General features: G+C 72.9%; 26 protein-coding genes. 14 read left to right on the top strand and 12 right to left on the bottom strand.

Annotation, left to right across the window (positions count from 1 at the left end):
• Window positions 1–85: 85 nt before the first annotated feature.
• Together BAW75_RS25360 and BAW75_RS25355 are read right to left on the bottom strand one after the other, a co-directional pair.
• Window positions 86–1,168, bottom strand: coding sequence for a family 43 glycosylhydrolase (locus tag BAW75_RS25360; protein WP_104115131.1), 1,083 nt, complete (start codon window positions 1,166–1,168; stop codon window positions 86–88).
• Window positions 1,169–1,239: 71 nt separating this feature from the next.
• Window positions 1,240–2,001: a class I SAM-dependent DNA methyltransferase gene (locus tag BAW75_RS25355; RefSeq protein ID WP_104115130.1), complete on the bottom strand. Its 762-nt coding sequence runs from the start codon at window positions 1,999–2,001 to the stop codon at window positions 1,240–1,242.
• Window positions 2,002–2,216: 215 nt separating this feature from the next.
• On the opposite strand from BAW75_RS25355, the gene BAW75_RS25350 reads away from it, so the two are divergent.
• Together BAW75_RS25350 and BAW75_RS25345 are read left to right on the top strand one after the other, a co-directional pair.
• The gene (locus BAW75_RS25350) at window positions 2,217–2,993 is read left to right on the top strand and encodes an HAD-IIB family hydrolase (protein ID WP_104115129.1); all 777 of its coding nucleotides are present in this window, start codon (window positions 2,217–2,219) and stop codon (window positions 2,991–2,993) included.
• Between the two features lie 122 nt (window positions 2,994–3,115).
• Window positions 3,116–4,903, top strand: a complete 1,788-nt coding sequence (locus BAW75_RS25345) for an adenylyl cyclase (RefSeq protein WP_104115128.1) — start codon at window positions 3,116–3,118, stop codon at window positions 4,901–4,903.
• A gap of 43 nt (window positions 4,904–4,946) precedes the next feature.
• Here BAW75_RS25345 and BAW75_RS25340 read toward each other — a convergent pair whose 3' ends face one another.
• A complete protein-coding gene (locus BAW75_RS25340) occupies window positions 4,947–5,537 on the bottom strand; it encodes a ClpP family protease (RefSeq protein WP_043326952.1) in 591 nt (196 codons plus the stop codon).
• A 126-nt stretch (window positions 5,538–5,663) separates the two neighbouring features.
• Window positions 5,664–6,305, bottom strand: coding sequence for a helix-turn-helix domain-containing protein (locus BAW75_RS25335; protein ID WP_104115141.1), 642 nt, complete (start codon window positions 6,303–6,305; stop codon window positions 5,664–5,666).
• 156 nt (window positions 6,306–6,461) lie between these two features.
• Here BAW75_RS25335 and BAW75_RS25330 point away from each other — a divergent pair, with 156 nt between their 5' ends.
• Window positions 6,462–7,475: a potassium channel family protein gene (locus BAW75_RS25330; protein WP_043326951.1), complete on the top strand. Its 1,014-nt coding sequence runs from the start codon at window positions 6,462–6,464 to the stop codon at window positions 7,473–7,475.
• Window positions 7,476–7,499: 24 nt separating this feature from the next.
• Here BAW75_RS25330 and BAW75_RS25325 read toward each other — a convergent pair whose 3' ends face one another.
• The gene (locus BAW75_RS25325) at window positions 7,500–7,982 is read right to left on the bottom strand and encodes a MarR family winged helix-turn-helix transcriptional regulator (RefSeq protein WP_244206263.1); all 483 of its coding nucleotides are present in this window, start codon (window positions 7,980–7,982) and stop codon (window positions 7,500–7,502) included.
• 86 nt (window positions 7,983–8,068) lie between these two features.
• On the opposite strand from BAW75_RS25325, the gene BAW75_RS25320 reads away from it, so the two are divergent.
• A complete protein-coding gene (locus tag BAW75_RS25320) occupies window positions 8,069–8,716 on the top strand; it encodes an FMN-dependent NADH-azoreductase (RefSeq protein WP_104115126.1) in 648 nt (215 codons plus the stop codon).
• An 80-nt stretch (window positions 8,717–8,796) separates the two neighbouring features.
• Here BAW75_RS25320 and BAW75_RS25315 read toward each other — a convergent pair whose 3' ends face one another.
• The 3 genes from BAW75_RS25315 to BAW75_RS25305 all read right to left on the bottom strand — a co-directional run bounded on the left by BAW75_RS25315 (window position 8,797) and on the right by BAW75_RS25305 (window position 13,205).
• Window positions 8,797–9,831: a 2-oxoacid:ferredoxin oxidoreductase subunit beta gene (locus BAW75_RS25315; RefSeq protein WP_043326944.1), complete on the bottom strand. Its 1,035-nt coding sequence runs from the start codon at window positions 9,829–9,831 to the stop codon at window positions 8,797–8,799.
• A complete protein-coding gene (locus BAW75_RS25310) occupies window positions 9,824–11,671 on the bottom strand; it encodes a 2-oxoacid:acceptor oxidoreductase subunit alpha (RefSeq protein WP_104115125.1) in 1,848 nt (615 codons plus the stop codon). Before BAW75_RS25310 ends, BAW75_RS25315 begins: the two co-directional genes overlap by 8 nt.
• A gap of 196 nt (window positions 11,672–11,867) precedes the next feature.
• The gene (locus BAW75_RS25305) at window positions 11,868–13,205 is read right to left on the bottom strand and encodes a hypothetical protein (RefSeq protein ID WP_244206267.1); all 1,338 of its coding nucleotides are present in this window, start codon (window positions 13,203–13,205) and stop codon (window positions 11,868–11,870) included.
• Window positions 13,206–13,393: 188 nt separating this feature from the next.
• Between BAW75_RS25305 and BAW75_RS25300 the strand changes: the two genes are divergently transcribed.
• On the top strand, window positions 13,394–13,771 hold the full coding sequence (locus tag BAW75_RS25300) for an NADH-quinone oxidoreductase subunit A (RefSeq protein ID WP_030501070.1): 378 nt from the start codon (window positions 13,394–13,396) through the stop codon (window positions 13,769–13,771).
• A 30-nt stretch (window positions 13,772–13,801) separates the two neighbouring features.
• On the opposite strand, the gene folP is transcribed toward BAW75_RS25300, so the two are convergent.
• Window positions 13,802–14,671: a dihydropteroate synthase gene (gene folP, locus BAW75_RS25295; protein ID WP_104115123.1), complete on the bottom strand. Its 870-nt coding sequence runs from the start codon at window positions 14,669–14,671 to the stop codon at window positions 13,802–13,804.
• Between the two features lie 152 nt (window positions 14,672–14,823).
• Here folP and BAW75_RS25290 point away from each other — a divergent pair, with 152 nt between their 5' ends.
• The 5 genes from BAW75_RS25290 to BAW75_RS25270 all read left to right on the top strand — a co-directional run bounded on the left by BAW75_RS25290 (window position 14,824) and on the right by BAW75_RS25270 (window position 18,051).
• Window positions 14,824–15,438, top strand: a complete 615-nt coding sequence (locus BAW75_RS25290) for a DivIVA domain-containing protein (RefSeq protein WP_104115122.1) — start codon at window positions 14,824–14,826, stop codon at window positions 15,436–15,438.
• The gene (locus BAW75_RS25285) at window positions 15,435–15,935 is read left to right on the top strand and encodes an SRPBCC family protein (RefSeq protein WP_043326933.1); all 501 of its coding nucleotides are present in this window, start codon (window positions 15,435–15,437) and stop codon (window positions 15,933–15,935) included. Before BAW75_RS25290 ends, BAW75_RS25285 begins: the two co-directional genes overlap by 4 nt.
• A gap of 51 nt (window positions 15,936–15,986) precedes the next feature.
• Window positions 15,987–16,571 (top strand): DNA-3-methyladenine glycosylase I, encoded by a 585-nt coding sequence (locus BAW75_RS25280; protein ID WP_167435617.1) that lies wholly within the window; start codon window positions 15,987–15,989, stop codon window positions 16,569–16,571.
• A 36-nt stretch (window positions 16,572–16,607) separates the two neighbouring features.
• Window positions 16,608–17,231, top strand: a complete 624-nt coding sequence (locus BAW75_RS25275; RefSeq protein ID WP_043326931.1) for a hypothetical protein — start codon at window positions 16,608–16,610, stop codon at window positions 17,229–17,231.
• Between the two features lie 67 nt (window positions 17,232–17,298).
• Window positions 17,299–18,051, top strand: a complete 753-nt coding sequence (locus BAW75_RS25270; protein ID WP_043326929.1) for an SDR family NAD(P)-dependent oxidoreductase — start codon at window positions 17,299–17,301, stop codon at window positions 18,049–18,051.
• A gap of 41 nt (window positions 18,052–18,092) precedes the next feature.
• On the opposite strand, the gene BAW75_RS25265 is transcribed toward BAW75_RS25270, so the two are convergent.
• Together BAW75_RS25265 and BAW75_RS25260 are read right to left on the bottom strand one after the other, a co-directional pair.
• Window positions 18,093–18,884 (bottom strand): enoyl-CoA hydratase/isomerase family protein, encoded by a 792-nt coding sequence (locus BAW75_RS25265; RefSeq protein ID WP_043326927.1) that lies wholly within the window; start codon window positions 18,882–18,884, stop codon window positions 18,093–18,095.
• Between the two features lie 4 nt (window positions 18,885–18,888).
• Window positions 18,889–19,707, bottom strand: a complete 819-nt coding sequence (locus BAW75_RS25260; protein ID WP_043326925.1) for a PaaX family transcriptional regulator — start codon at window positions 19,705–19,707, stop codon at window positions 18,889–18,891.
• Between the two features lie 190 nt (window positions 19,708–19,897).
• On the opposite strand from BAW75_RS25260, the gene BAW75_RS25255 reads away from it, so the two are divergent.
• Complete coding sequence (locus BAW75_RS25255) at window positions 19,898–20,065, top strand: DUF3117 domain-containing protein (RefSeq protein WP_013283866.1); 168 nt, start codon at window positions 19,898–19,900, stop codon at window positions 20,063–20,065.
• Between the two features lie 143 nt (window positions 20,066–20,208).
• On the top strand, window positions 20,209–21,687 hold the full coding sequence (locus tag BAW75_RS25250; RefSeq protein WP_104115120.1) for a leucyl aminopeptidase family protein: 1,479 nt from the start codon (window positions 20,209–20,211) through the stop codon (window positions 21,685–21,687).
• Between the two features lies 1 nt (window position 21,688).
• Here the strand turns inward: BAW75_RS25250 and BAW75_RS25245 are convergent, their stop codons facing one another.
• Window positions 21,689–22,339, bottom strand: a complete 651-nt coding sequence (locus BAW75_RS25245) for an O-methyltransferase (protein ID WP_255358665.1) — start codon at window positions 22,337–22,339, stop codon at window positions 21,689–21,691.
• Window positions 22,340–22,550: 211 nt separating this feature from the next.
• Here BAW75_RS25245 and BAW75_RS25240 point away from each other — a divergent pair, with 211 nt between their 5' ends.
• Window positions 22,551–23,855, top strand: a complete 1,305-nt coding sequence (locus BAW75_RS25240) for a S1C family serine protease (protein WP_176722725.1) — start codon at window positions 22,551–22,553, stop codon at window positions 23,853–23,855.
• Between the two features lie 73 nt (window positions 23,856–23,928).
• Window positions 23,929–24,317, top strand: a 389-nt coding sequence (locus BAW75_RS25235; RefSeq protein ID WP_244206265.1) for a twin-arginine translocase TatA/TatE family subunit, incomplete at its 3' end; no start/stop codon positions are given.

The following is a 24,317-nucleotide window of genomic DNA, read 5'->3' as shown; positions in this document are numbered from 1 at the left end:
CAAATGCAATTTTCCGTGAACCAGTTCTACCGAACGTGACCAATCCGAAGCTTACGGTGAGCAGTCGTGTCGGCAGGCGCGCCGACTACGAGACGAGGAAGCCGGTGGAGGGGCGGGTCAGGACGCCGGTCATCGGGAAGCGGGTGGAGCCGTTCCACCAGTGCCACACGACGCGCGCGGTGCCGTCGGCGGCGTCGAAGACGTCCATCCCGCCGGGGCCCTGGTGGTTGCCGGGTAGGCCGCGGATCGGGTTGAGTCCGGCGCTGCCGGTGTAGCCGAAGAAGGGCCGGGACACGCCTTCGCGGATGGGGGTGCAGCGGGAGCCGGGCAGGGGAGTCGCGCCGCAGCGGGCGATGCCGGTGGAGTAGCGCGCGCTGTCCCAGTTGTTGCCCGAGTACATCAGGTACCAGTCGCCGTCGGCGGCCTTCCACATCGCCGGGTTCTCCACCACGTGCGTACCGCCGCTGATCTTGGCGGTGTCCCAGGTGATGTCGGTGCTCTTGAGCATGTCCCGGCGGGTGTCCCAGATCGCGCGGCCCTCACTATCGGTGCGGACCGTGGAGATGCCGGTCTCGGCGCCGGAGGCGATGGCGTCGTCCCGGTAGGTCACGTACAGGTTCCCGCCGGCCACGAAGGGGTTCGCGTCGAGTGCCCACCGCCCGGCGTCCGGGCAGGCCCACTCGCCCTGGTTCTGGAAGGGGCCGCGGGCGCTGTCGGAGACGGCCCGTCCGATGCACTTCTGGCCGGAGCCCTTGCGGGAGGCGGTGTAGAACATGAAGAACCGGTTGCCGAAGCGGGCGACGCCGGGTGCCCAGACCGCGCCGCCGGGCTCGGCCCAGGCGCCCGGGCCGGAGGGCAGCGCGTCGTGCGAGGCGCAGTCGGCCATGCCGACGCTGCTGCCGGAGCCGTGGACGAGGACGGGTACGTACAGTCTGCCGGTCGCGCCGCAGCGCGCGCCGGTGCCGGCGCCGACTGTGGTGCCGTAGGTGACGTAGGAGCCGTCCTTCGCCAGCAGGGTGTCCGGGTCGGCCAGCGGGAAGGTGGACGAACTCGCCAGCGTGGACAGGCCGCTGCCGGGCGCGGCCGTGGCGGGTGTTGCCGCTGTGGTGGTCACCAGGGCGGTCGTCACGAGCGCGACGAGCGCCTCGCGCAGTCGTAAAATTCTCACCGCTCAGCCTCCATCGATGAAGGTAATTGTCGACGCGAGGCTATCGACGGTGAGTGATCGAAGTCAATGAATCAATGCGACGCGAGGTGCGTGGGTCGGGCCGGGAGCCGGTAGATCGACACGTGGGAGCGCGATTCGGCGGTGAACTCCGTGCCGGACCAGTCCGCGTACCGATGCTCCAGGGTGAAGCCGGCCAACTCGCCCATCAGGTCCAGCTCGGACGGCCAGACGTAGCGGTGCGGGCTGCGGAAGACGCGCGCCTCGCGGCCGTCGCCGAACTCGAAGTGGTGCGAGACGAGGTGTTGCCGCAGCACGTCGTAGGTGTCCACGCCGACGTATCCGGGCTCGGTCGCGAAGACCGCCGCCCGCTGGCCGGGCGGCAGTACGCGCAGCTCCGGCACCTCCAGCTCGATCACGAACCGGCCGCCGGGCTTGAGGTGGCGGGCGGCGTTGCGGAAGCATGCCACCTGTTCGGCCTGTTCGAGCAGGTTGGAGATGGTGTTGTAGACGAGGTAGACCAGGCTGTACTCCCCGGGTGAGGTGGCGGTGGCCATGTCGCCGATCACCACCGGGATCGTCGCCGCATCGGCCTTCGACCGCAGTCGCTCCACCATCGGTACGGAGAGTTCGATGCCGCTGACCCGCACGCCGCGTCCGGCCAGGGGGACTGCCACCCGGCCCGTGCCGATGGCGAACTCCAGCACCGGCCCGTCGCCGGCGAGCGCGGCGAGCCGGTCCACGGCCGGGTCGAGCACCTCCGGCGCGAACATCCCCGTGCCCGGTGTGTCGTACCGCTCGGCGGTCTCGGCGTTCCAGATCTCGTCCTGGCGCATCCGCTCACCATGGCGATCGGCGCCGGACGCTGTCGACCGCATTTCACCGTCGAGCCCGGTTCCGGAAGGCCCGAACCCGCTGCGGAGCCGCTGTTACGCTCCGTCATGAGGGCCGCGTGGTCTGGTGAGCCCTCCGGTCCGGGCCCTCCAGGTCGGCGCCAGGGTGCGTCGGTACCCTGCTAGTTCTGGCCTGTCCGCGACGACATGAGGTATTCGTGAACGATCTTCGAGTGGTGGCGTTCGACCTGGACGACACCCTGGCGATTTCCAAGTCCCAGATCGATCGTCGGATGGCGGAGCTGCTCGGCCACCTGCTCACCGAGGTGGACGTACTCATCATCTCCGGTGGTCGGTTCGAGCAATTCCAGTCGCAGGTGCTGGCCCACCTCGACCTCACCGAGCAGCAGCGCGAGCGGCTGCACCTGATGCCCACCTGCGGTACCCGGTACTACCGCTGGTCCGACGGGGACTGGCGGCAGGTCTACGCCGAGGATCTGAGCGAGGCCGACAAGGCACGTGTCGTTGCCGCGCTGACCGAGTCGGCGCAGGCGCTGGGTCTGTGGGAGGCGAAGACCTGGGGCGACATCATCGAGGACCGGGGCAGTCAGATCACGTTCTCCGCGCTGGGTCAGTCCGCGCCGCCGGCGGAGAAGTACGGCTGGGACCCGGACGGCGACAAGAAGCGGCGGCTGCGGGACGCGGTCGCGGCGAAGCTGCCCGACCTGGAGGTCCGTGGCGGCGGCTCGACCTCGATCGACGTCACCCGCAAGGGCGTGGACAAGGCGTACGGCATGCGGAAGCTGCTGGAGCACCTGGACCTGACCATCGACAACGTGCTCTTCGTGGGGGACCGGCTGGACGTGGGCGGCAACGACTACCCGGTCAAGGCCATGGACATCCGCTGCCACGCGGTCACCCGGTGGGAGGACACCGCCGACTACGTGGAGCGGCTCGTCGACGACCTGGTGAAGCAGCGCGCCGGGCGCGCCTGACCGACGTGCGACGCAGAGCCCCGCCGGTTCCGGAACCGGCGGGGCTCTGGCGGTATCGACGGTGATGAGGTAGGAACAGCCGAGAGAGCGCTCTCCCGTCCCATCACCGAACAGGCAGGCAGATGCGATCACCCGACCCCTCCCGCCGCCGTTTCCTCACGCTCACCGCCTCCGCGGCCTCGCTCACCGCCCTCGGCCTCCCGGCCGGCGCCGCCGCCGCTTCCCCGGCCGCGCGCCCGGCACGCGAGCCCGACTTCGGCCCCAACGTCTTCGTGTACGACCAGGACACGCCGGTCGAGGAGATCCAGTCCACGCTGGACCGGCTCTTCACCGCCCAGGAACGCAACGAGATGGGCTTCGACAGGTACGCCGTGCTGTTCAAGCCCGGCCGCTACGAGGTGGACGCCCGGCTCGGCTACTACACGACTGTCGCCGGTCTCGGCGCCCACCCCGACGACGTGGAGATCCACGGCGCGGTCCGGGTGGTCGGCCAGCCCGACCCGAACTCGCCGGCCGGCATCTCCGCGCTCACCAACTTCTGGCGTTCGGCGGAGAACCTCGCGGTCACCCCGACCGACTGGTCGAACCAATGGGCAGTCTCCCAGGCGTCGCCGATGCGCCGGGTGCACGTCAAGGGTGTGCTGTGGCTGGAACCCGGCAACGGCGGCTACTCCAGCGGCGGCTACATCGCCGACTCCAAGGTGGACGGCATCACCATCAACGGCTCCCAGCAGCAGTGGCTCACCCGCGACAGCGAACTCGGCGGCGAGTGGACCAACGGCGTGTGGAACCAGGTCTTCTCCGGCGTGATCGGCGCGCCCGCCCAGGGCTTCCCCGACCCGCCGTACACCACGCTGCCGACCAGCCCGGTGACCCGGGAGAAGCCGTACCTGTTCGTCGACGCCCGGGGCGCCTGGCGGGTCGCCGTACCGCGTCTGCGCCGCGACACCGCCGGCACCACCTGGGCCACCGGCGGCGCGCCGGTGCCGTCGCTGCCGCTGTCCGCGTTCTTCCTGGCCCGGCCCACCGACTCGGCGAAGCGGATCAACGCGGAACTGGCCCGGGGCCGGCACCTGCTGCTCACCCCCGGCGTCTACCACCTGGACCGGGCCCTGCGGGTACGCCGACCGGACACCGTGGTGCTCGGCCTCGGCATGCCGAGCCTGGTGCCGGACCGCGGGGACGCGGCGCTGCGGATCGAGGACGTGGACGGGGTACGCATCGCCGGGGTGCTGGTGGACGCCGGGCCGGTCGAGTCGCCGGTGCTGGTCGAGGTCGGTACGCGGCACTGCCACCGGTCGCACGCCACGAACCCGATCTCGCTGCAGGACGTCTTCTTCCGCATCGGCGGCCCGTACGCCGGGCGGGCGGTGACCAGCCTGGTGGTGCACAGCCGGCACACGCTGATCGACAACATCTGGGCCTGGCGCGGCGACCACGGCCGGCCCGGCACGATCGGCTGGACCGTGAACACCGCCGCCACCGGCGTGATCGTCAACGGCGACGACGTGACCGCGTACGGGCTGTTCGTCGAGCACTACCAGCGCTGGCAGACGATCTGGAACGGCGAGCGCGGCCGGACCGTGTTCTACCAGAGCGAGCTGCCCTACGACCCGCCGAGCCAGGCGGCCTGGCGCAGCCCGACCGGCAACGGCTGGGCCTCGTACAAGGTGGCCGACCACGTCCGCACGCACGAGGCGTGGGGGCTGGGCGTCTACTCGTACTTCAACCAGGGCGTGGACATCCGCTGCGACAGGGGGATCGAGGCGCCGCGCCGGGCCGGGGTGCGGTTCCACGACGCGATCACGGTGTTCCTCGACGGCAGCGGCGGGATCGAGCGCACGATAAACGACGTCGGCACCCCGGTCGTCGGCTCGTACGGCACCAGCACGGTGATCAGCTACCCGTGACGTCAGCGGCGGCCCGGCCGGTGATCCGGCCGGGCCGCCCGGCTCACCCGGCGAGCTGGTCGACGCGGGAGAGCACCTGGTCGATCAGGCCGTACTCGCGGGCCTCCTCGGCGGTGAACCAGCGGTCGCGGTCCCAGTCGCGCTGGATCTCCTCCAGCGTGCGCCCGCTGTGCCGGGCGATGAGCTCCTGCATGGTCCGCTTCACGTGCAGCATGTTCTCGGCCTGGATGGTGATGTCGGAGGCCGTGCCGCCCATCCCGCCGGAGGGCTGGTGCATCAGGATCCGGGTGTGCGGCAGCGCGAACCGCTTGCCGGCCGTCCCGGCGCAGAGCAGGAACTGCCCCATCGAGCCGGCGATCCCGAGCGCCAGCGTCGCGACGTCGTTCTTGACGTACCGCATGGTGTCGTAGATGGCCATGCCGGCGCTGACCGAGCCGCCGGGCGAGTTGATGTAGAGGAAGATGTCCCGCTCCGCGTCCTCGGCCGCGAGGAGCAGGATCTGCGCGCAGATCTGATTCGCCGACGCCTCGGTGACCTCGGTGCCGAGGAAGATGATCCGTTCCTTCAGCAACCGCTCGAAGACCCGGTCGTCGAACACCGCCTGCCGATCGTCGAGCATCCAGATGCCACCCATCACTGCGCACCTCCGTACCGCCGGTGGGCGGTGGACCGCCCGGGAACCCGGCGGTCTCCAGCGTCCGCCGGGCGCACGGTCGCGGCCCAGGCTTTCTGCCCGGGGCAGATCCGCCCTCGGCAGAAGCTACGCGGCGACCGGCCGCCGCCGGCCCGCGCGGGCCCGCCGCCGGGCCAGCGTGACGGAGGTACGCGGACGGGGGCGGACGGCCGGGGCGGAGGGAGCCGGCCAGATCCGGATGCCGCCACCGAACCCGATCGGCGTGGCGGCGCCGAGGGGCGCGCCGAGCGGCGCCGGCCCGGGGCCCAGGGGCCGCAGCGTGCCGCCGAGCAGCGGCGTGGCGGTGACCGGCCGACGGGCGACGTGCGGCCGGAGCGAGACGGCGGGCCGGCGGGACACGGGCGGCCGGGACGACACGGCCGGACGGCGCGTGACGGACAGCCGGGGCGGGCCGACCCGCAGCTGCGGCCCGGTGCGGGCGACCGGCACCCGGTCGAACCGGGCCGCCGAGACTCCGGGGACGACCGGCGTCGGCCGCTCCCGGCGCAGCTCGTCACGGGCTTCTTCGAGCAGGTCGGCGAGGTGGATCCCGAGCGCCCGGCAGATCGCGGCGAGCACCTCGGAGGAGGCCTCCTTGCGTCCGCGCTCGACCTCGGAGAGGTAGGGCAGGGAGACGCCGGCGGCCTGGGCCACCTCGCGCAGCGTGCGGCCCTGGCGCAGGCGGATGCGCCGGAGCACCCCGCCGATCACCCGTCGCAGCAACGACATGCCGGCCTCCTCGCGGTCGGGCGCCCCGGACTTACCCATCATGCCCTCTCCACGCCTCCGGCAGCGGCCCCGGCGGGTTCCGATCGTCACCCGGCGGGCCGCGTCCCCGCGTACCCGTTATCTTGTGGGCGTGCAGGTGGCGGAGCAGGACCGACGGTGATCCATTTTCCCGCGCAGCGGCGAGGGCCGCTGAGCGCGCTGAGCCTGCGCCTGCTCGCCGCTCTCGGCCTGGTCTTCGCCACGGTGTTCGTGGTGTGGCTCGACCGCGACGGCTACCGCGACGTCGACGACAGCGGCCTGAGCCTGCTCGACTGCTTCTACTACGTGGTGGTCTCGCTCTCCACCACCGGGTACGGCGACATCACGCCGGTCAGCTCGTCGGCGCGACTGGCGAACGTCCTGTTCGTCACCCCCGCCCGGGTGCTCTTCCTGATCATCCTGGTCGGCACCACCCTGGAAGTCCTGACCGAGCAGTACCGCACCGGGCGTCGCCTGTCGCGGTGGAGGAGAACCGTGAAGGACCACGTCATCATCTGCGGCTACGGCACCAAGGGCCGCAGCGCGGTCTCCGCCCTGCTGGAGAACGGCACGGACAAGTCCAAGATCGTGGTGGTCGAGCGCAGTGGCCCGGCGCTTCGGCAGGCCACCTCGAACGGCCTGGTGACGATCGAGGGCTCGGCGACCCGCTCGTCGGTGCTGGAGCAGGCGCACGTGCGTACCGCCAAGTCGGTGATCATCGCGACCGACAGCGACGACGCCTCGGTGCTGGTGGCGCTCACGGTCCGGCAGCTCACCGCCGGTCAGGTGCGGATCATCGCGGCGGTACGCGAGGCGGAGAACGCGCCGCTGCTCAAGCAGAGCGGCGCGCACCACGTGATCGTCTCGTCGGCCACGGCCGGGCGGCTGCTCGGCCTGTCCACCTCGGCCCCGCCCCTGATCGACGTGGTGGAGGACCTGCTCACCCCGGGGCAGGGCATGGCGCTGGCGATGCGGTCGGCCGAGCGCGACGAGGTGGGCCGTTCTCCGCGTGAGCTGGAGTCGCTGGTCATCGCGCTGGTCCGCCGGGGCAAGGTGGTCACGCTCAACGACCGTGCCGGCGCGGTGATCGAGACCGGCGACATGCTGGTCCACGTCCGCGACGACCGGCCGCAGGCCACCACGGCGCTCTGACCCAGTCTCGCTGAGCGTCGGCGGTCAGCAGGCGCCCGGGCCGCCCTCCGCCATCACTTCGCCGCAGGTCGACGACCGGCCCTGGGTGGCCCGTCGCAGCAGGTCGTAGAGCAGGTCCCGCTCGCCGGGCGCCAGCGCGCCGAGAACTTCCTCCTCGGCTCCGGCGAGCGCGCACTCGGCCTCGCGGAGTCGCTTCGTGCCCGCCTCGGTGAGGCGTACCTCGTGGCGGCGGCGGTCCTCCGGGCCGCGGCGGCGCTCGGCCAGGCCGTCCGCCTCCAGGTCGTTGAGCAGCCCGACCACGTTCGTGCTGTCGAGCTGGAGCGTGCCGGCGAGCGCCTGCTGGCTGATGCCGCCGGAGTCGCGCAGCACGGTGAGCGCCACCAGGTGGCGGGGGCGCAGGCCAAGTGGGGCCAGCACCGACTCCGAGCGCAGCCGCATCCGCCGGGCCAGGTGGTCGAGCAGGGGCCCGGAGCGGCGCTCGGACTCCCCGACCGGTGCGGCGGACATGTGACCCAGTTTACGCGCTCCGAGGAACATCGACCTGCTATAAATAGTTGGTTCTACACGAACGATCGTCGGAGGAGGAATCACCAATGGCACACCTACTGCACATCGACTCCAGCATCACCGGGGAGCGGTCGATCAGCCGGCGGCTCACCGCCCGCGCCGCCGCCGCCTGGCGCGCCGCCCACCCGGACGGCACCGTCACCTACCGGGACCTGGGACAGAACCCGCTGCCGCACCTGAACACCGCGAGCGGCCTCGCGCGCATGGTGCCACCGGATCAGCACACCCCCGATCAGGCGGCGTCCTGGCGGCTGACCGAGGAGGTCGTGGCCGAGGTGAAGCAGGCCGACACGGTCCTGCTCGGGCTCCCGCTCTACAACTACGGCGCGCCCAGCAGCGTGAAGTCCTGGGTCGACCACCTGATCGCCCCCGGCATCGCCTACGACCCGGTGACGAACGCCGGGCTGCTCGGCGACCGCCAGTTCGTCGTCCTGGTCAGCCGCGGCGGCGGGTACGGCCCGGGCACCCCGCGCGAGGGCTGGGACCACGCCGAGCCGTGGCTGCCGCACGGCCTGTCCCTGACCGGCCTGGAGCCGCGGTTCATCTGCGCCGAGCTGACCCTGGCCCCGGTCAACCCGGCGATGGCCGAGCTGATCCCGCTGTTCGAGCAGAGCCTCGCCGCGGCCGAGCGGGCCGTCGACGACCTGTGGGTGCCCGCCTCGGCGGCCGCCTGACCGGGCTGCGTCACACGCGAGAGGGCGGGCCGCTCCACGGGGGAACGGCCCGCCCTCTCGCGTGACGCGTCAGCGGCGGATCAGAGGATCGTCCAGGTGTCGCCGCTGCCGAGCAGCGCGGCGAGCTGCTGCTCCGGGGTCTTGTCCACGCTCGCCTTGGCGGCCGCGACCTGCTCCTGCACCACGCTGTCGTAGGAGGGGCGGCCCACCGACCGGAACACGCCGATCGGGGTGTTGCTCAGGTCCAGGCCGGGCAGCCGGGACAGCGCGAACGCGTACGCCGGGTCGGCCACGCCCGCGTCGTGCACCACGATCTCCTCGGCCGGCGTGTTCGCGGTCTCCCGGACCTCCAGGCCGAAGCCGCCCGGCGGGTGGACGACGCAGAACTGCCCGTCCTTGCCGAACGTGATCGGCTGCCCGTGCTCCAGCCGGATCAGGAAGTCGTCCCGGGTGGCCGGCTCCTTCAGCGTGTCGAACGCGCCGTCGTTGAAGATGTTGCAGTTCTGGTAGATCTCCACGAACGCGGAGCCCTCGTGCTGGGCGGCGGCCCGCAGCACCGACTGGAGGTGCTTGCGGTCCGAGTCGATCGTCCGGGCCACGAACGTGGCCTCGGCGCCGAGCGCCAGCGACAGCGGGTTGAACGGCGCGTCCGCCGAACCGACCGGCGTCGATTTGGTGATCTTGCCGACTTCGGAGGTCGGCGAGTACTGGCCCTTGGTCAACCCGTAGATCCGGTTGTTGAACAGCAGGATCTTCAGGTTGACGTTGCGGCGCAGCGCGTGGATCAGGTGGTTGCCGCCGATGGAGAGCGCGTCGCCGTCACCGGTGACCACCCAGACCGACAGGTCCGGCCGGGACACCGACAGGCCGGTGGCGATCGCCGGGGCACGCCCGTGGATCGAGTGCATCCCGTACGTGTTCATGTAGTACGGGAAGCGCGACGAGCAGCCGATGCCCGAGACGAAGACGATGTTCTCCCGGGGGATGTTCAGCTCCGGCATGAAGCCCTGCACGGCCGCCAGGATGGCGTAGTCGCCGCAGCCGGGGCACCAGCGCACCTCCTGGTCGGACTTGAAGTCCTTGGCGGTGAGCTTGAGGGCGACGGGCTCAGACATTCTTCAGGACCTCTTCCAGCATCGTCTCCAGCTCGGCGGCGGTGAACGGCAGACCGCGGACCTGGTTGTAGCCGATCGCGTCGACCAGGTACTTCGCCCGGATCACGTGGGCGAGCTGGCCGAGGTTCATCTCCGGCACGACCACCTTGTCGTACCGGGCCAGCACCTCGCCGAGGTTGGCCGGCATCGGGGCCAGGTGCCGCAGGTGCGCCTGGGCCACCGAGTGCCCGCGCTGGCGCAGGCCACGGCAGGCCGCGCCGATCGGGCCGTACGTGGAGCCCCAGCCCAGCACCAGCACCCGGGCGTCGCCGTCCGGGTCCTCCACCTCGACGGCCGGCACCGGGATGGTCTCGATCCGGGCCGCGCGGGTCCGCACCATGAAGTCGTGGTTGGCCGGGTCGTACGAGATGTCGCCGGTCTTGTCGGCCTTCTCCAGGCCGCCGATCCGGTGCTCCAGACCGGCCGTGCCGGGCACCGCCCACGGGCGGGCCAGCGTCTGCGGGTCGCGCAGGTACGGCAGGAAGGTGGTGCCGTCCTCGCCGTTGGGCTTCGTGGCGAACTCGACCCGCAGCTCGGGCAGCGACTCCACGTCCGGCAGCAGCCACGGCTCGGAGCCGTTGGCGACGTAGTTGTCCGACAGCAGGATCACCGGCGTGCGGTAGGTCAGCGCGATCCGGGCCGCCTCCAGCGCCGCGTGGAAGCAGTCCGACGGCGACTTCGGCGCGATCACCGCGACCGGCGCCTCGCCGTGCCGGCCGTACAGGGCCATGTTCAGGTCGGCCTGCTCGGTCTTGGTCGGCATGCCGGTGGACGGCCCGGCCCGCTGCACGTCGACGATGACCAGCGGCAGCTCCAGCGCCACCGCGAGGGAGATCGTCTCGCTCTTCAGCGCCACACCGGGACCGCTCGTCGTGGTGACGCCGAGCGAGCCGCCGTACGACGCGCCGAGCGCCGCACCGACCGCGGCGATCTCGTCCTCGGCCTGCATGGTGACCACGCCGAACTTCTTGTGCTTGCTCAGCTCGTGCAGGATGTCCGAGGCCGGCGTGATCGGGTACGCGCCGAGGAACACCGGCAGCCCGGAGCGCACCCCGGCGGCCACCAGGCCCAGCGACAGCGCCGCGTTGCCGGTGATGTTCCGGTAGGTGCCGGGCAGCATCTTGGCCGGCTTGACCTCGTACCGGACGGAGAAGTCCTCGGTGGTCTCGCCGAAGTTCCAGCCGGCCCGGAACGCGGCCACGTTCGCCGCCACCAGCTCGGGGCGGGCCGCGAACTTGCGCTCCAGGAAGCGCAGCGTGGACTCGTACGGGCGGGAGTACATCCAGCTCAGCAGCCCGAGCGCGAACATGTTCTTGGCGCGCTCGGCGTCCTTCTTGGAGACGTCGTGCTCGGCCAGCGCGCCGATCGTCATCGAGGTGAGCGCCACCGGGTGCACCGCGTACCCGTCGAGCGAGTCGTCGTCCAGCGGGCTGGTCGCGTAGCCGACCTTCGCCAGGTTGCGCCGGGTGAACTCGTCGGTGTTGACGATGATGTCCGCCCCGCGCGGCAGGTCGGCCAGGTTGGCCTTGAGCGCGGCCGGGTTCATCGCCACCAGCACGTTCGGCGCGTCACCCGGGGTCAGGATGTCGTAGTCGGCGAAGTGCACCTGGAAGCTGGAGACGCCGGGGAGGGTGCCGGCGGGGGCGCGGATCTCGGCCGGGAAGTTGGGCAACGTGGAGATGTCGTTGCCCAGCTGCGCCGTCTCCGACGTGAACCGGTCGCCGGTGAGCTGCATGCCGTCGCCGGAGTCCCCGGCGAACCGGATGACCACCCGGTCCAGTTGACGGATCTGCTTGGTCACACCCGCACCTCGCTTCGCTGAGCGCCGTCGCCCCTGCCGGCCCGGCCCGCTCCGATTCTCACGTCAGAGCCTACGTCGCCACGTTAGGGCCACCTTGGTCGAGGTCCGACGTATGGGACTGGTTCGGGCCGCTGTATGCCCCGCTTTGCAGCGTTTAGTACCTGGGTCCGTAACCCAGATCACCACGTATTCATGATCACCGGTCGGTTGCCGGCCGCTCCGGCACCGTGATGTCACTGCGGCGGCGCAGCGAGCGGGTCGCCAGCGTCAGCGCGAGCACGACCAGGAGGCCGGACACGGCGATCAGCGCGATCGCGGTCCGCCGGGTCGAGGCGTCGTCGTCGGCGGGCCCGCCACCGGCGGCGAGCACGCCCTGCGACGCGGTCGGACCCGGCACGCCCACCGGCGGGGTGGCGTCCGCCGCGGCGGCGCTGATCCGGAAGCTCATCTGCACCTGCCGGTCCCGCCCGCTGCGCGGGTCCAGCCGGCCGATCACCGCGCCGGCCAGCGGGGCACGGCGCTGCGCCTCGGCCGAGGCGGCGAGCGTCAACCGCAGGGTCGCGGTCCGGCCGGCCGGCAGGACGCCCAGCTCGCACCGGGTCCGGTCGGGCGTCACCGCGGCGCAGCCGTTCCCGGTGTCGCCGACCGTGACACCGGCCGGCAGGAGCACCTCGACACGGCCCGCGGCGTCGACCTCGCCGGTGTTGCCGAGCCTTACGGTGAGCGTGCTGGGCGCGCCACTGATGTCGAACAGCACCTCGTCGGCGCGCAGCGAGATCCCGGGCACCGGCGGCCCGGGCGGGAAGAGCACCGGGAAGCCCTCGTCGTCGTACGCCGCTCCGCTGACCCCCGGCGCGACGGCGGTGACCTGCACGGAACCGGTCAGCGGCATGGTCCGCCAGGCGTCGCCGTCGACCCGTACCCGGATGGTCGCGCTGAACCGGGCGCCCGGCTCGGCGTCCCACCCGACGCAGCTGTGGTTGGCGCCGCCGGTCGGCTGGCAGCCCGGCGTGCCCGCGTCGGTCAGCCCGGGCGGCAGCGTGTAGGCGAGCGTGATCCGCTCCGACCGGCCGCCGGTGTTCGTCACCGTCACCCGCAGCGTGGCCACCGTGCTGTCGGCGTTCCAGTAGTCGGGGGTGAGCACCACGTCCTCGGTGTTCACCCGTACCCCGAGCGGCCCGCCGGGCGGCTGGGCCGAGGGCGGCGGCGGGGGCTGGACCGGCGGCACGACCGGCGGCGGCGCGCTGGTGGTGTTCGGGGCCGCGCTGGTCGGCGCCGGTTCGGCGGGCGGGCTGCTGACCGGCGGGGCCGGCGCGGTGGTGACCGGCGGCGGAGGCGTGCTCGGGGGTGGCGGCGCCTCGGTGGGCGGCGGTGCGGGCGAGCTGGTTCCCGGGTCCGCGGTGGGGACCGGTTCGGTCGGCTCGCCGGCCGGATCGGCGGGTTCGATCACCCGGGCCAGGCCGGCCGGACCTCCGGCGGCGGCCGTGGCTCCGGCCGGCGCCACCGCCACCGCCGCCGCGACCAACGCGGGCACCAGCAGTGCGAGGGTACGACGGAGCGCGGCCCGCCGAACGGGTCGAACGCGCAGGCGGGCCATCTGTCCTCCGGGGCGGGTCAAGGTGTCCCATTATTCGGTGATGCTTGCCTTCAGGCACTAGTCCTGCCAGGAAACGAATTCGTAACGTGTCCGGGACATCTGGACGGGACCGGTACGCTCCGCTCGTGACCGGATATCTCGGCTCGTACGCCACGCTCGGTCTGCTGCTGCTCGCCGCCGTGCTCTTCTTCGTGACGGCGTTCTCCGCGAACCGGGTGTTACGTCCGAGCCGCCCGGCCGAGCCGTGGGGCAAGCGGGCCACGTACGAGTGCGGCATCGACCCGGTCGGCGGCGACTGGGCCCAGATGCAGATCCGCTACTACGTCTACGCCTACCTGTACGTGCTCTTCGCGGTCGAGGCGGTCTTCCTGTTCCCCTGGGCGCTGGTGTTCGACCGGCCCGGCTTCGGCGCCACCACCGTGGTCGAGATGGGCGTCTTCGTGGCGATCGTCGCGCTCGGCATCCTCTACGCCTGGCGGCGCGGCGTCCTGCGCTGGACCTGACCCGTCAGGCGCCGCGCGTCACCTGACCTCCTAGGCCAGCCCGCGCCGGGTCGCCGCCGGCGGCCGGTCGCCCCGGATCGAGGCCACCATGTCCAGCACCCGGCGGGTCTCGCGGACCTGGTGGGCGCGGAACACCCGGGCGCCGAGCCAGGCCGAGACCGCGGTGGCGGCGAGCGTCCCCTCCAACCGCTCGGGCACCGGCAGGTCGAGCGTCTCGCCAATGAAGTCCTTGTTCGACAGGGCCACCAGCAGCGGCCAGCCGGTGTCGGACAGCTCCGCCAGCCGCCGGGTGATCTCCAGCGAGTGCCGGGTGTTCTTGCCGAAGTCGTGCGCCGGGTCGATCAGGATGCCGTCCCGGCGTACGCCCAGCCCGGCCGCGCGTTCGGCCAGCCCGGTCACCGTGGCGAGCACGTCGGCCACCACGTCGTCGAAGTGGGCCCGGTGCGGCCGGGTACGCGGCGCGAGCCCGCCGGCGTGCGAGCAGACCAGCCCGGCGCCGGTCGCCGCGGCGACCCGGGCCAGCGCCGGATCCGCCCCCGACCAGGTGTCGTTGAGCAGATCCGCGCCGGCCGCCACCGCCTCCACCGCCACCTCGGCCCGCCAGGTGTCGATGGAGACGACCACCTCGGGGAAGGCGGACCGGACCGCGGCGATGGTGTCCACCGTCCGCCGGATCTCCTCGGCCACGTCCACCTCGTCGCCCGGGCCGGCCTTGACCCCGCCGATGTCGATGATCTCGGCGCCCTCGTCGACCGCGCGCTCCACCGCGCGCAGCGCGCTGTCCTGGGCGAACGTGGCGCCCCGGTCGAAGAACGAGTCGGGCGTGCGGTTGACGATCGCCATCACCACCAGCTCACCGGGGCCGAACGTCCGTCCGCCCAGCCGCAACGCCCCGGTCATGCCCGCCTCCTCGTCGCCCGCGCTCGCCGGCCGGTCCGACGCTATCCGGTCCCGTGCGCGCCACCCCTGCCGGTCCCGTGCGTCGGACGCATTTACCGACCGGACGTCCCGGAGGGCTCGCCCGATCCCGGCCCGCATGCCACGATCTGTGCATGGGTGAGGTTCTGCTCCTCTTGGTCGTCGCGCTGACAGTCGCGGCGGTGGTGTTCGGCGTGACGGTGCTGGTCTCCGGCAAGGATCCGGGCCTGACACCGGCCGAGCCGGACGGGCGGGCCGTGCCCCTGCCGGGCAGCCGTCCGCTCGACGAGTCGGACGTGACGGGCGTCCGCTTCGACACCGCGCTGCGCGGCTACCGGATGGCCCAGGTCGACTCCGCGCTGCGCCGCGCGGCGTACGACATCGGCTACAAGTCCGAGCTGATCAGCGTGTTGGAGGCGGAGAACGCGGCCCTGCGCGACGGCCGCACCGAGGACGCCGACGCGCTGCGCCGGGCGCGCGAGGAGGCCGCCGCGACCCGGCCCGAGACCGAGCAGGCGGTCGACCCGTCCGACCCGGAGCCGGTGGTGATCGACCTGTCCGCGCCCGAGCAGCCGTCCCGTACCGACGCCGACGGACAGCCGGGAGGCACCCCGGCCGAGCCGGGCGTGGCGGAGGCCCCCGCCGCCGCGGCGACCGAGGACACCGTCTCCCCGGCGAACGGGATCGCTGCCGGCTCGGCCGACGACGACCGGGAGCGCGGTTCGGTGGTCCGGTCGGAGTCCGCGTGACCGGCGCCGGCCGCCCGGCCGACGACTTCACCGAGGCGTCCCGGCGCGGCGCCGGCGAGGTCACCGCCACCGTGATCGTCGACGCGCCGGCCGATCGCGTCTTCGCCGCGCTCACCGCCTGGGAACGCCAGTCGGACTGGATCCCGCTGACCCGGGTCCGGGTGGTCGAGGGTGACGGCGGCGAGGGCAGCCTGGTCGAGGCGGTCACCGCGCTCGGCCCGGCCGTGCTCCGGGACGAGATGCGTGTGGTCCGGGTCGACGCCCCGTACGAGGTCGGCGTGGTGCACTGCGGCAAGCTGCTGCGCGGCCCCGGCGTGCTGCGCTGCACCCCGATGGACCGCGACCGCACCCAGGTGGTCTGGCACGAGTGGTTCCACCTGCCGGGTGGCCCGGCCGGGCGGGTGGCCTGGCCGGTGCTCTGGCCCGGCTCGAAGTTCAGCCTGACCCAGGCGTTGAAGAAGTTCGCCCGGCTGGTCGAGCAGGGCCGGCTGCCCTGACCGGCGGTCGGCGCGGCGGGGCTGTCGGTGGCCCGGCCTATCGTGGACGCCGTGACTGACCTGGTGAACGGCCCCGACGGGCTGCCGCGCTGCGCGTGGGGAGCGAGCACCCCCGACTACGCCGTCTACCACGACGAGGAGTGGGGCCGGCCGCTGCGCGGCGACGACGCGCTCTACGAGCGGCTGACGCTGGAGGCGTTCCAGTCCGGCCTGTCCTGGCTGACCATCCTGCGCAAGCGGCAGGCGTTCCGGGACGCCTTCGCCGGGTTCCGGATCGAGTCGGTGGCCCGCTACGGCGAGTCCGACGTGACCCGGCTGATGGCCGACGCGGGGATCGTCCGCAACCGGGCCAAGATCGAGGCGGCGATCGCCAACGCCCGGGCCGCGTCGGAGCTGCCCGAGGGCCTCTCCGCGCTGCTCTGGTCGTTCGCGCCGCCGCCCCGGGCGGCGCGCCCCCGGTCCTTCGCCGAGGTGCCGGCCACCAGCCCGGAGTCCGTCGCGATGGCCAAGGCGCTCAAGAAGCGGGGCTTCCGGTTCGTCGGCCCCACCACCGCCTACGCGCTGATGCAGGCCACCGGCATGGTCGACGACCACCTGGCCGACTGTCACGTGAGCGGTGACCGGGCCGGGGTGTGACCGAGCGCGCCACCTCCGGCGTGATGGGATTGGGACATGACCGACACCGAGCCGCGTACGAGCGGGACGACCGACGGTGAGACCACTACCGGCGCCTGGGCGGTGCTGCTGCCCGCCGAGCGCTTCGAGGCCGAGCGGCTGGTGCACCACGACGTGCTGGAGCTGACCGGGCCGGCCGCAGCGGCTCGCCCGCGCCCCGGCGACCGGGTGGCGGTGCTGGTCGACGAGCCGCTGCGGCTGGTCGCGCTCGGCCGGGTCGCGCTCGCGGCGTCCGGGACCCGGGAGGACCCGGACGATCCGCAGTCCGACCTGGCGGCCGGGCCGCTCGTGGTCGCGTACACCCGGCGGGCGCTGGACGAGCCGGTTCCGGTCGACGGCCCGGCGCCGGACGGACCGGTGGTCGCGCTCGACCCGGCCCGCTGGCGGGCGCTGGCCGACCGGCTCGGCCCGCCGCCGGCCCGCAGCACCTGGCTGGTCAGCCTGGACCTGCCGATCGAGGCGGCGTCGCGGGCCGAGGCGGTCCGGATCTTCTGGTCCTACGTGCAGGAGCTGGGCCCGCGGGAACTGCCGGCGTTCGTCTCGCCCTACGGCGACGAGCTGGCCATGCAGGCGTTCGTGCTCGGCGTCGAGGCCAACCAGGATCCCGAAGAGGACGACTGACCCCCCGTCCCGGGCGGTAGCGTCCGGGACGAGGGCCGGCGCCGGCCGGCGTGGTCAAGGGGGTGCCATGCGGTTCCGGGACAGGGTCGTGCTGGTGACCGGCGGAGCGTCCGGCCTGGGCGAGGCGACGGCGCGCCGGTTCGCCGCCGAGGGCGGCAAGCTGGTGATCGCGGACATCAACACCGAGGGCGCCGAACGGGTGGCGTCGAGCCTGCCGGACGCGCTCGCGGTGACCATGGACACCGGCGACGCCACCTCCGTCGAGCGTGGCATCGCCGAGGCGGTCGCGCGGTACGGCCGGCTCGACGTGATCTTCAACAACGCCGGCATCGACGGGCAGCAGCAGGCGCTGCACGAGATGGACCTGGCGAACTGGGAGAAGGTCCGCCGGATCAACGGCGACGGCGTGTTCTACGTGCTGCGGTACGGCATCGACGCGATGCTGCGCTCCGGCGGCGGCGCGATCGTCAACACCTCGTCCACGGCCGGGCTGACCGCGCAGGACAACATCTCGCCGTACACGTTCACCAAGGCCGGCATCGTCGGGCTGACCCGGTCCGCGGCCGTCGAGTACGCCGCCCGGGGCGTACGGGTCAACGCGGTCGCCCCGACAGTGGTGATGACCCCGCTCGTGGAGCACTTCATCGCGAACGCGCCGGACCCGGAGCAGATGCGCCGGCAGATGGAGTCGTTCAACCCGAAGCCCGGCATCCCGACCGCCGACGACGTGGCGGGTGTGGTGCTCTTCCTCGCCTCCGACGACGCGGCCTGGGTCACCGGGCACACGATCCCCATCGACGGCGGCTACGTGGCCCGCTGAGCGGGCGCGCGAGGGGTGCCCGGCACCCGCCCCGGCCCGGTTCAGCGGCCCTCGAAGACCGGCTTCTGCTTGTTGACGAACGCCTTGGTGGCGGCGTGGTGGTCGGCGGTGGCGCCGCAGATCGCCTGCGCCTGCGCCTCGGCGGCCAGCGCGTCGGCGAGCGTGCCGGCGTCGGCGATGGAGAGCTGGCGCTTGATCGCCCCGTACGCGACGGTCGGGCCGGCGGCGAGCCGCGCGGCCAGCTCCTGCGCGGCCGGGAGCACCTGCTCGTCGTCGTCCACCAGCCGGTTCAGCAGGCCCAGCCGGCAGGCGTCGTCGGCGCTCACCGGCTCGGCGAGCATCAGCAGCTCGACGGCCTTGGCGTGGCCGACCAGCCGGGGCAGCGTCCAGGACGCGCCGGTGTCGGCGGCCAGCCCCACCCCGGCGAAGGCCATCAGGAAGCGGGTCTTCGGGCCGCCGATGCGGAAGTCGGCGAGCAGGGCCAGTGAGGCGCCCGCCCCGGCGGCCATGCCGCGCACCGCGGCGACCACCGGCTTGGGCAGGTTGGCCAGCCGGGCGGCGATCGGGTTGTAGTGCGCCCGGACCGTGCCCAGCGGGTCGGCGTCGGCCGAGTCCAGCGTCTGCACGTGCTCGCGCAGGTCCTGCCCGGCGCTGAACGAGCCGCCCGCGCCGGTCAGCACCACGGCCCGGCAGGAGCGGTCGGTCTCCAGCTCGGCCAGGGTGTCCCGGAGCGCCTCCTTGAGCGCCACGTCGAGCGAGTTCATCGCCGTCGGGCGGTTTAGCGTCAGGGTGACGACGGCGTCGGTGCGGTCGACGAGCAGCGGCTCGGTCACGTTTCTAACGACCCTTCTGTCGTGCCAGGCGGTTGCTCGCGTCGAGGCACTGCTCGACGTACCGGTCGGCGGCCGGCCGGAGCCGGGCGGCGTGCCGGTCGAAGAAGCTGGCCGCGCTGGTGCCCGGCCACCGCTCGGGTAGCAGCGCCGGTGGCAGCTGCGGGTCCCGGAACAGGAACGTACGCCACGCGTGCACGAGCCGGAACCGGGCCGCGTACGCGTCCTCGTCGCTGCTGCGCACCGTGACGCCGGACAGGAGCGGCTTCTGCTCGGCGACGAAGCGCTCGTACGCCCGGCCGATCTCGGCCAGGTCCCACGCGCGGCGGACCACGCCCATCGCGCCGGGCGTGCCGGAGGTGTGGGCGGCGGTGAACCGCTCGTAGCGCACGCCCGCCTCGTCGAGCAGCAGGTCGACGTCCTCGCCGGCACGGGTGGCGACCCAGGTGCAGTCGTCGAGCGTGCCGTAGCCGAGGAAGCTGAGGTTGGCGGCGAGCCGCTGCCGGTCGCGGCGGGACGCGGGCGGGGTGAGCACCAGGAGGTCGAACCGTCCGTCCCAACTGTGCCGTCCGGTCCGGTAGATCCGCGACGCCGCCTCGTCGAGTCGACGGGCCGCCTTCGGGGTGATCGAATACCCGGGTCCGGAGGCGAGCCGGAGTGGTTCCAGCCAGCCCTGGCGGACCATCCGGCTGACCGCGGTGCGCACCGCCGGTGGGGCGATCCCGAGCGGGGCGAGCAGCTTGACCAGGGCGGCGACGGGTGCGCGGCCACCTCGGGCCCGGAGGTGGTCGCCGTACAGGTCGAAGAGTGCCGACCGTGCCTGCATGACCGCACATTGTGACAGGCCTATCCAAGATAAGCTAGATGCTGTTACATCAATGCTGCTTCGGTTTGGGTCCGGCGGTGTTCATCAGGGAAAATCGTTGGTCGAGCCTCCCGTGATGGTTGCGGTTGGCGTTGGCGAAGTGGCTGTGGGGCAACTCACCGACCCTGGTGTAGGTCTGAGGGGAGACAACATGGCGGCGATGAAGCCGCGGACGGGCGACGGTCCGCTGGAAGTCACCAAGGAGGGCCGGGGCATCGTCATGCGTGTCCCGCTGGAGGGTGGTGGCCGGCTCGTCGTCGAGATGACTCCCGACGAGGCCACCGCGCTGGGTGACGCGCTGAAGGCGGCAGCGGGCTGATTCGAGGAGTGTCCGCGTGGCGTCCGCCGCGCGGACGGTTCGTCATACCCTGAGCCACCGGCACCGCCGGTGGCTCAGGGCCTTCCTCTGCGGGTGAGCGATGAAACGTCCCCGTTGAAACCATTTCGGAGGTACGGTCCAGCGTGCTGGTCATTCGTCTGGTGAGTGGGCCCGCGGGGTCCGACGCTCTCGTCCTGCCCGTCCGTCCCGGGAAGCCCGACTCCGCGGACTCGTCCGGCTCTCCGGCCGAACTGGTCCCGACCGCCGTCGCGCCCGGCGACGACGTCCGGGCCGAGTCCGCCGCCCTGCTGCCCGCCACCCGGCTCACCGGCGCCGCCGGTGAGGTACGCGAACACCTGCGTCCCGGCGGCGCTCCGGCACGGCTGTGGCTGCTCGGCGTCGGGTCCGGCGACGAGTGCGACTGGCGCACCGCGGGCGCCGCGCTGGCCCGCGCGGCGAAGGATGAGACGCAGATCACCATCGCGCTTCCCGGCGAGGCGACCGAGGCGCTACGCGGCCTGGCCGAGGGCCTGCTGCTCGGCTCGTACCGCTTCCGCCTCACCGAGTCCGGCGGACGCCCGGCCCTGGCCGAGGCGCTGGTGCTCGTCGACGACCCGGAGGCGCTCGCGGGCACGCTCGACGCCGCCCGGACCACCGCCGAGATGACCCGCCTGGCCCGGGACCTCACGAACACGCCCTCGTCCACCAAGAACCCGGAGTGGTTCGCCGAGCAGGTGGCCGGCGCCGCGTCCGGCCGGACCGGCCTGCACCTGCGGGTACGCGGTCCGCAGGAGCTGGCGGCCGAGGGCTTCGGCGGCATCCTGGCCGTCGGCGGCGGCTCCGCCAGCGGCCCCCGCCTGGTCGAGCTGGACTGGCGGCCCGACGGCGCGCGCACCCACGTGGTCCTCGTCGGCAAGGGCATCACGTTCGACACCGGCGGCATCTCGATCAAACCGGTGCCCGCCATGAAGCTCATGCGCAAGGACATGGCCGGCGCCGCCGCGGTGATCGCCGCGACGCTCGGCGCTGCCGAACTGGGGCTGCCGGTACGGGTCACCACGCTGGCCCCGCTCGCCGAGAACATGGTCAGCGGGTCGGCGTTCCGCCCCGGCGACGTGATCCGGCACTACGGCGGGCTGACCAGCGAGAGCACCAACTCCGACGCGGAGGGCCGGCTGGTCCTCGCCGACGCGATGGCGTACGCGGTCCGCGAGCTGAAGCCCGACCTGCTGATCGACCTGGCCACGCTGACCGGCGCGAACGCGGTGGCCCTCGGCAAGCGGCACGCGGCGCTCTACAGCGAGAACGACGCCCTGGCCGGCGACCTGCTCGACGCGATCACCGCGGCCGGTGAGCGGGCCTGGCGGATGCCGCTCGCCGACGACTACGTCGAACACCTGGCCAGCGACGTCGCCGACCTGCACAGCTCACCGGCGCAGGGCGCCGGCTCGGTGGTGGCCGCGCTGTACCTGCGGGAGTTCACCGGTGACCTGCGGGACCGGTGGGCGCACCTGGACATGTCCGCGCCGTCGTGGTCCGACGACACGCACGGCGAACTGGTCAAGGGCGCCACCGGCTGGGGCGTACGCGGGTTGCTGCGCTGGCTGGCGACGCTGGGCTGATCTAGCTCTTCACGGCGGCGAGCAGGCCGTGGCCGACCGGCAGCAGCGCGGGCACCCAGTTCTCCGACTCGCGGATCGCCTTGATGGCCTCCCGCACGGTGACCGTCTCGACGTCCCGCGCGGCGGGATCCCCGACCCGGCCGGCCGCGAGCGCGCCGTTGAGCGCGAGCACCCCGCCGGGGCGCAGCAGCCGCAGCGCCGCGTCCACGTACGCGGCGAAGCCGGTGGCCGCCGCGTCCACGAAGACCAGGTCGTAGGCGCCGTCCGCGAGGCGGGGCAGCACGTCGAGGGCCCGGCCGGTGATGATCCGGGTACGCCCCGACGGGAAACCCGCCTCCTGGAACAGCCGCCGGGCGATGCGCTGGTACTCCACCTCGACGTCGATCGTGGTGAGCACCCCGTCCGGGCGCATGCCGCGCAGCAGCCAGATGCCGCTCACCCCGGTGCCGGTGCCGATCTCCACCACCGCCCGGGCGTTGCCGGCGGCGGCGAGCAGCCGCAGGGCGGCTCCCGACCCGGGCGTGACCGCCTCCAGGCCCACCTCGTGGGCGAGGGCGCGGGCCGTGCGCAGCACGAGGTCCTCGGTGACGTACGACTCGGCGAAGTGAAGCGCCTGGGCCGTCGAACTGCCGTGACCGGCGACCGTGGCGATGGGACACCTCCGGGGGCGGACTGGTGCGAGGGGCGGTATGCACTGTGAGCGTAGAGGCGGGCCGGTACCCGCGCAGCCGCGAGTCCGCTGTGAAGCGGTCACGGAGGGCAACCCCTGACTCCATTCGCGTCATCCGTGTAATCCTGGATGCGTCCCGCGCGTCACGGTCGTCCGGCTCCGCCGGTCTCCGGCGCGGGGCGAGGGGGACGGAGTGGGAGGCACCGACGTGACCGACGGCTGGGACTGGCGCCGGCCCGGCGGATCACCGGCACCGGGTGGACCGGCGCCGGGACGACCCGCGCAGGACGCCCCGGGTCAGGCGACGTCGCCGTGGTGGTCGGACGCGCTCGCCGACCCGTGGCGGGACCCGTACGCGCCGGCCGCCGTGGTCGTTCCGGCGGCGCCGACACCGGGCGCGGGTGAGCCGGAGCCGGTCACCGATCCGGACCTGCCGACCCGGCCGGGACTGCGCCAGATGGTGCTGATTTCCCTGGTCACCGCGTTGCTGGCCGGTTCCCTGGGCAGCGCCCTGACGTACGCCCTCCTGCGCGGAGGTGACGTGCCGACGCTCGGCGCGCAGTCGGGGCAGGCCCCGGCGCTGGCCCAGCGCAAGCCCGAGTCGCTCGCGGGCGTCGCCGAGCGGGTCCTGCCCAGCGTGGTCACCATCCGGGTGGTCAGTCTCGGCGGCACCAGCGAGGGCTCCGGCTTCGTGGTCAGCGCCGAGGGGCACATCGTCACGAACGACCACGTGGTCGCCGACGGCCCCGGAAAGGCGACGGTCGTGTTCAACGACGGCAGCACCGCCGCCGGCACCGTGGTGGGGCAGGACCCGGAGTCGGACATCGCAGTGATCAAGGTCTCCCGCTCCGGGCTGACGCCGGTGCAGTTCGGCGACTCCGACGCGCTCGCTGTCGGTGACCCGGTGCTCGCGATCGGCTCGCCGCTGTCGCTCGCCAACACCGTCACCGCCGGCATCGTGAGCGCGCTGGACCGGACGATGCAGGCCGGCGAGCCGGGCGGGCCGACCCGCTACTACGCGGCGATCCAGACCGACGCCGCGGTCAACCACGGCAACTCCGGCGGCCCGCTCGTGGACGGCGCCGGCCGGGTGGTCGGGGTGAACTCGACGATCAAGTCACTGGTGGCCGACGGGCAGGAGGCCGGCAACATCGGTCTCGCCTTCGCCATCCCGATCAACCAGGCGAAGCGGATCACCGAGGACATCATCGGCACCGGCAAGGCCCGGCGTACGGTGATCGGCGCCCAGGTCGGCGGCACCGGCGCCACCGGCGGCGGGGTACGCCTCAACGCGGTCGAGCCGGCCGGTCCGGCGGCGGCCGCCGGGCTGCGTACCGGGGACGTGGTGCTGCGGCTGGACGGCCATCCGATGACCGACCCGACCGATCTGGTGGCGCTGGTGCGCAAGTACGCGCCCGGGTCGGTGGTGACTGTCGAGTACCGGCGGGGGTCGGCGCGGCAGAACGCCTCGGTGACGCTCGCCGCCGACGCGAAGTGAGCACCGGTCACCCCCTCCCGGATGGTCACCTGACGTGCGTAGTCTTGCCGTGGACACGGACGAGGAGGCCGCGGTGTTCGAGAACCTGAACTGGTGGGAGATCGGCGTCCTGCTGCTCCTGGCGCTGTTGATCTTCGGGGACCGGCTGCCCAACGTCATCAACGACGGTCTCCGGATGGTCCGCAACCTGCGCAGCATGGCGCGCAACGCCACCGGCGACCTGAGCCGCGAGCTGGGTACGGACATCCAGCTGGAGGACCTGCACCCCAAGGCGTTCATCCGCAAGCACCTGCTCAGCGAGGACGACGAGCAGGCGATCCGCAAGCCGCTGCAGAGCATGTACGACAACCTGCGCTCGGACGTCACCGGCGTGCACGACGAGCTGAAGGACGTCGCGAAGGCCGCCGACCTGCGTACCCCCAGCGTCGCGACCAGCACCCCCACCCCGCCGGCCCCCCGCCC

The organism is Micromonospora chalcea, from assembly GCF_002926165.1.
In the GTDB taxonomy this organism is placed as follows: domain Bacteria; phylum Actinomycetota; class Actinomycetes; order Mycobacteriales; family Micromonosporaceae; genus Micromonospora; species Micromonospora chalcea.
Note: the sequence above shows the minus strand (reverse complement) of the source record. Positions and strands in the feature narration are given on the sequence as shown.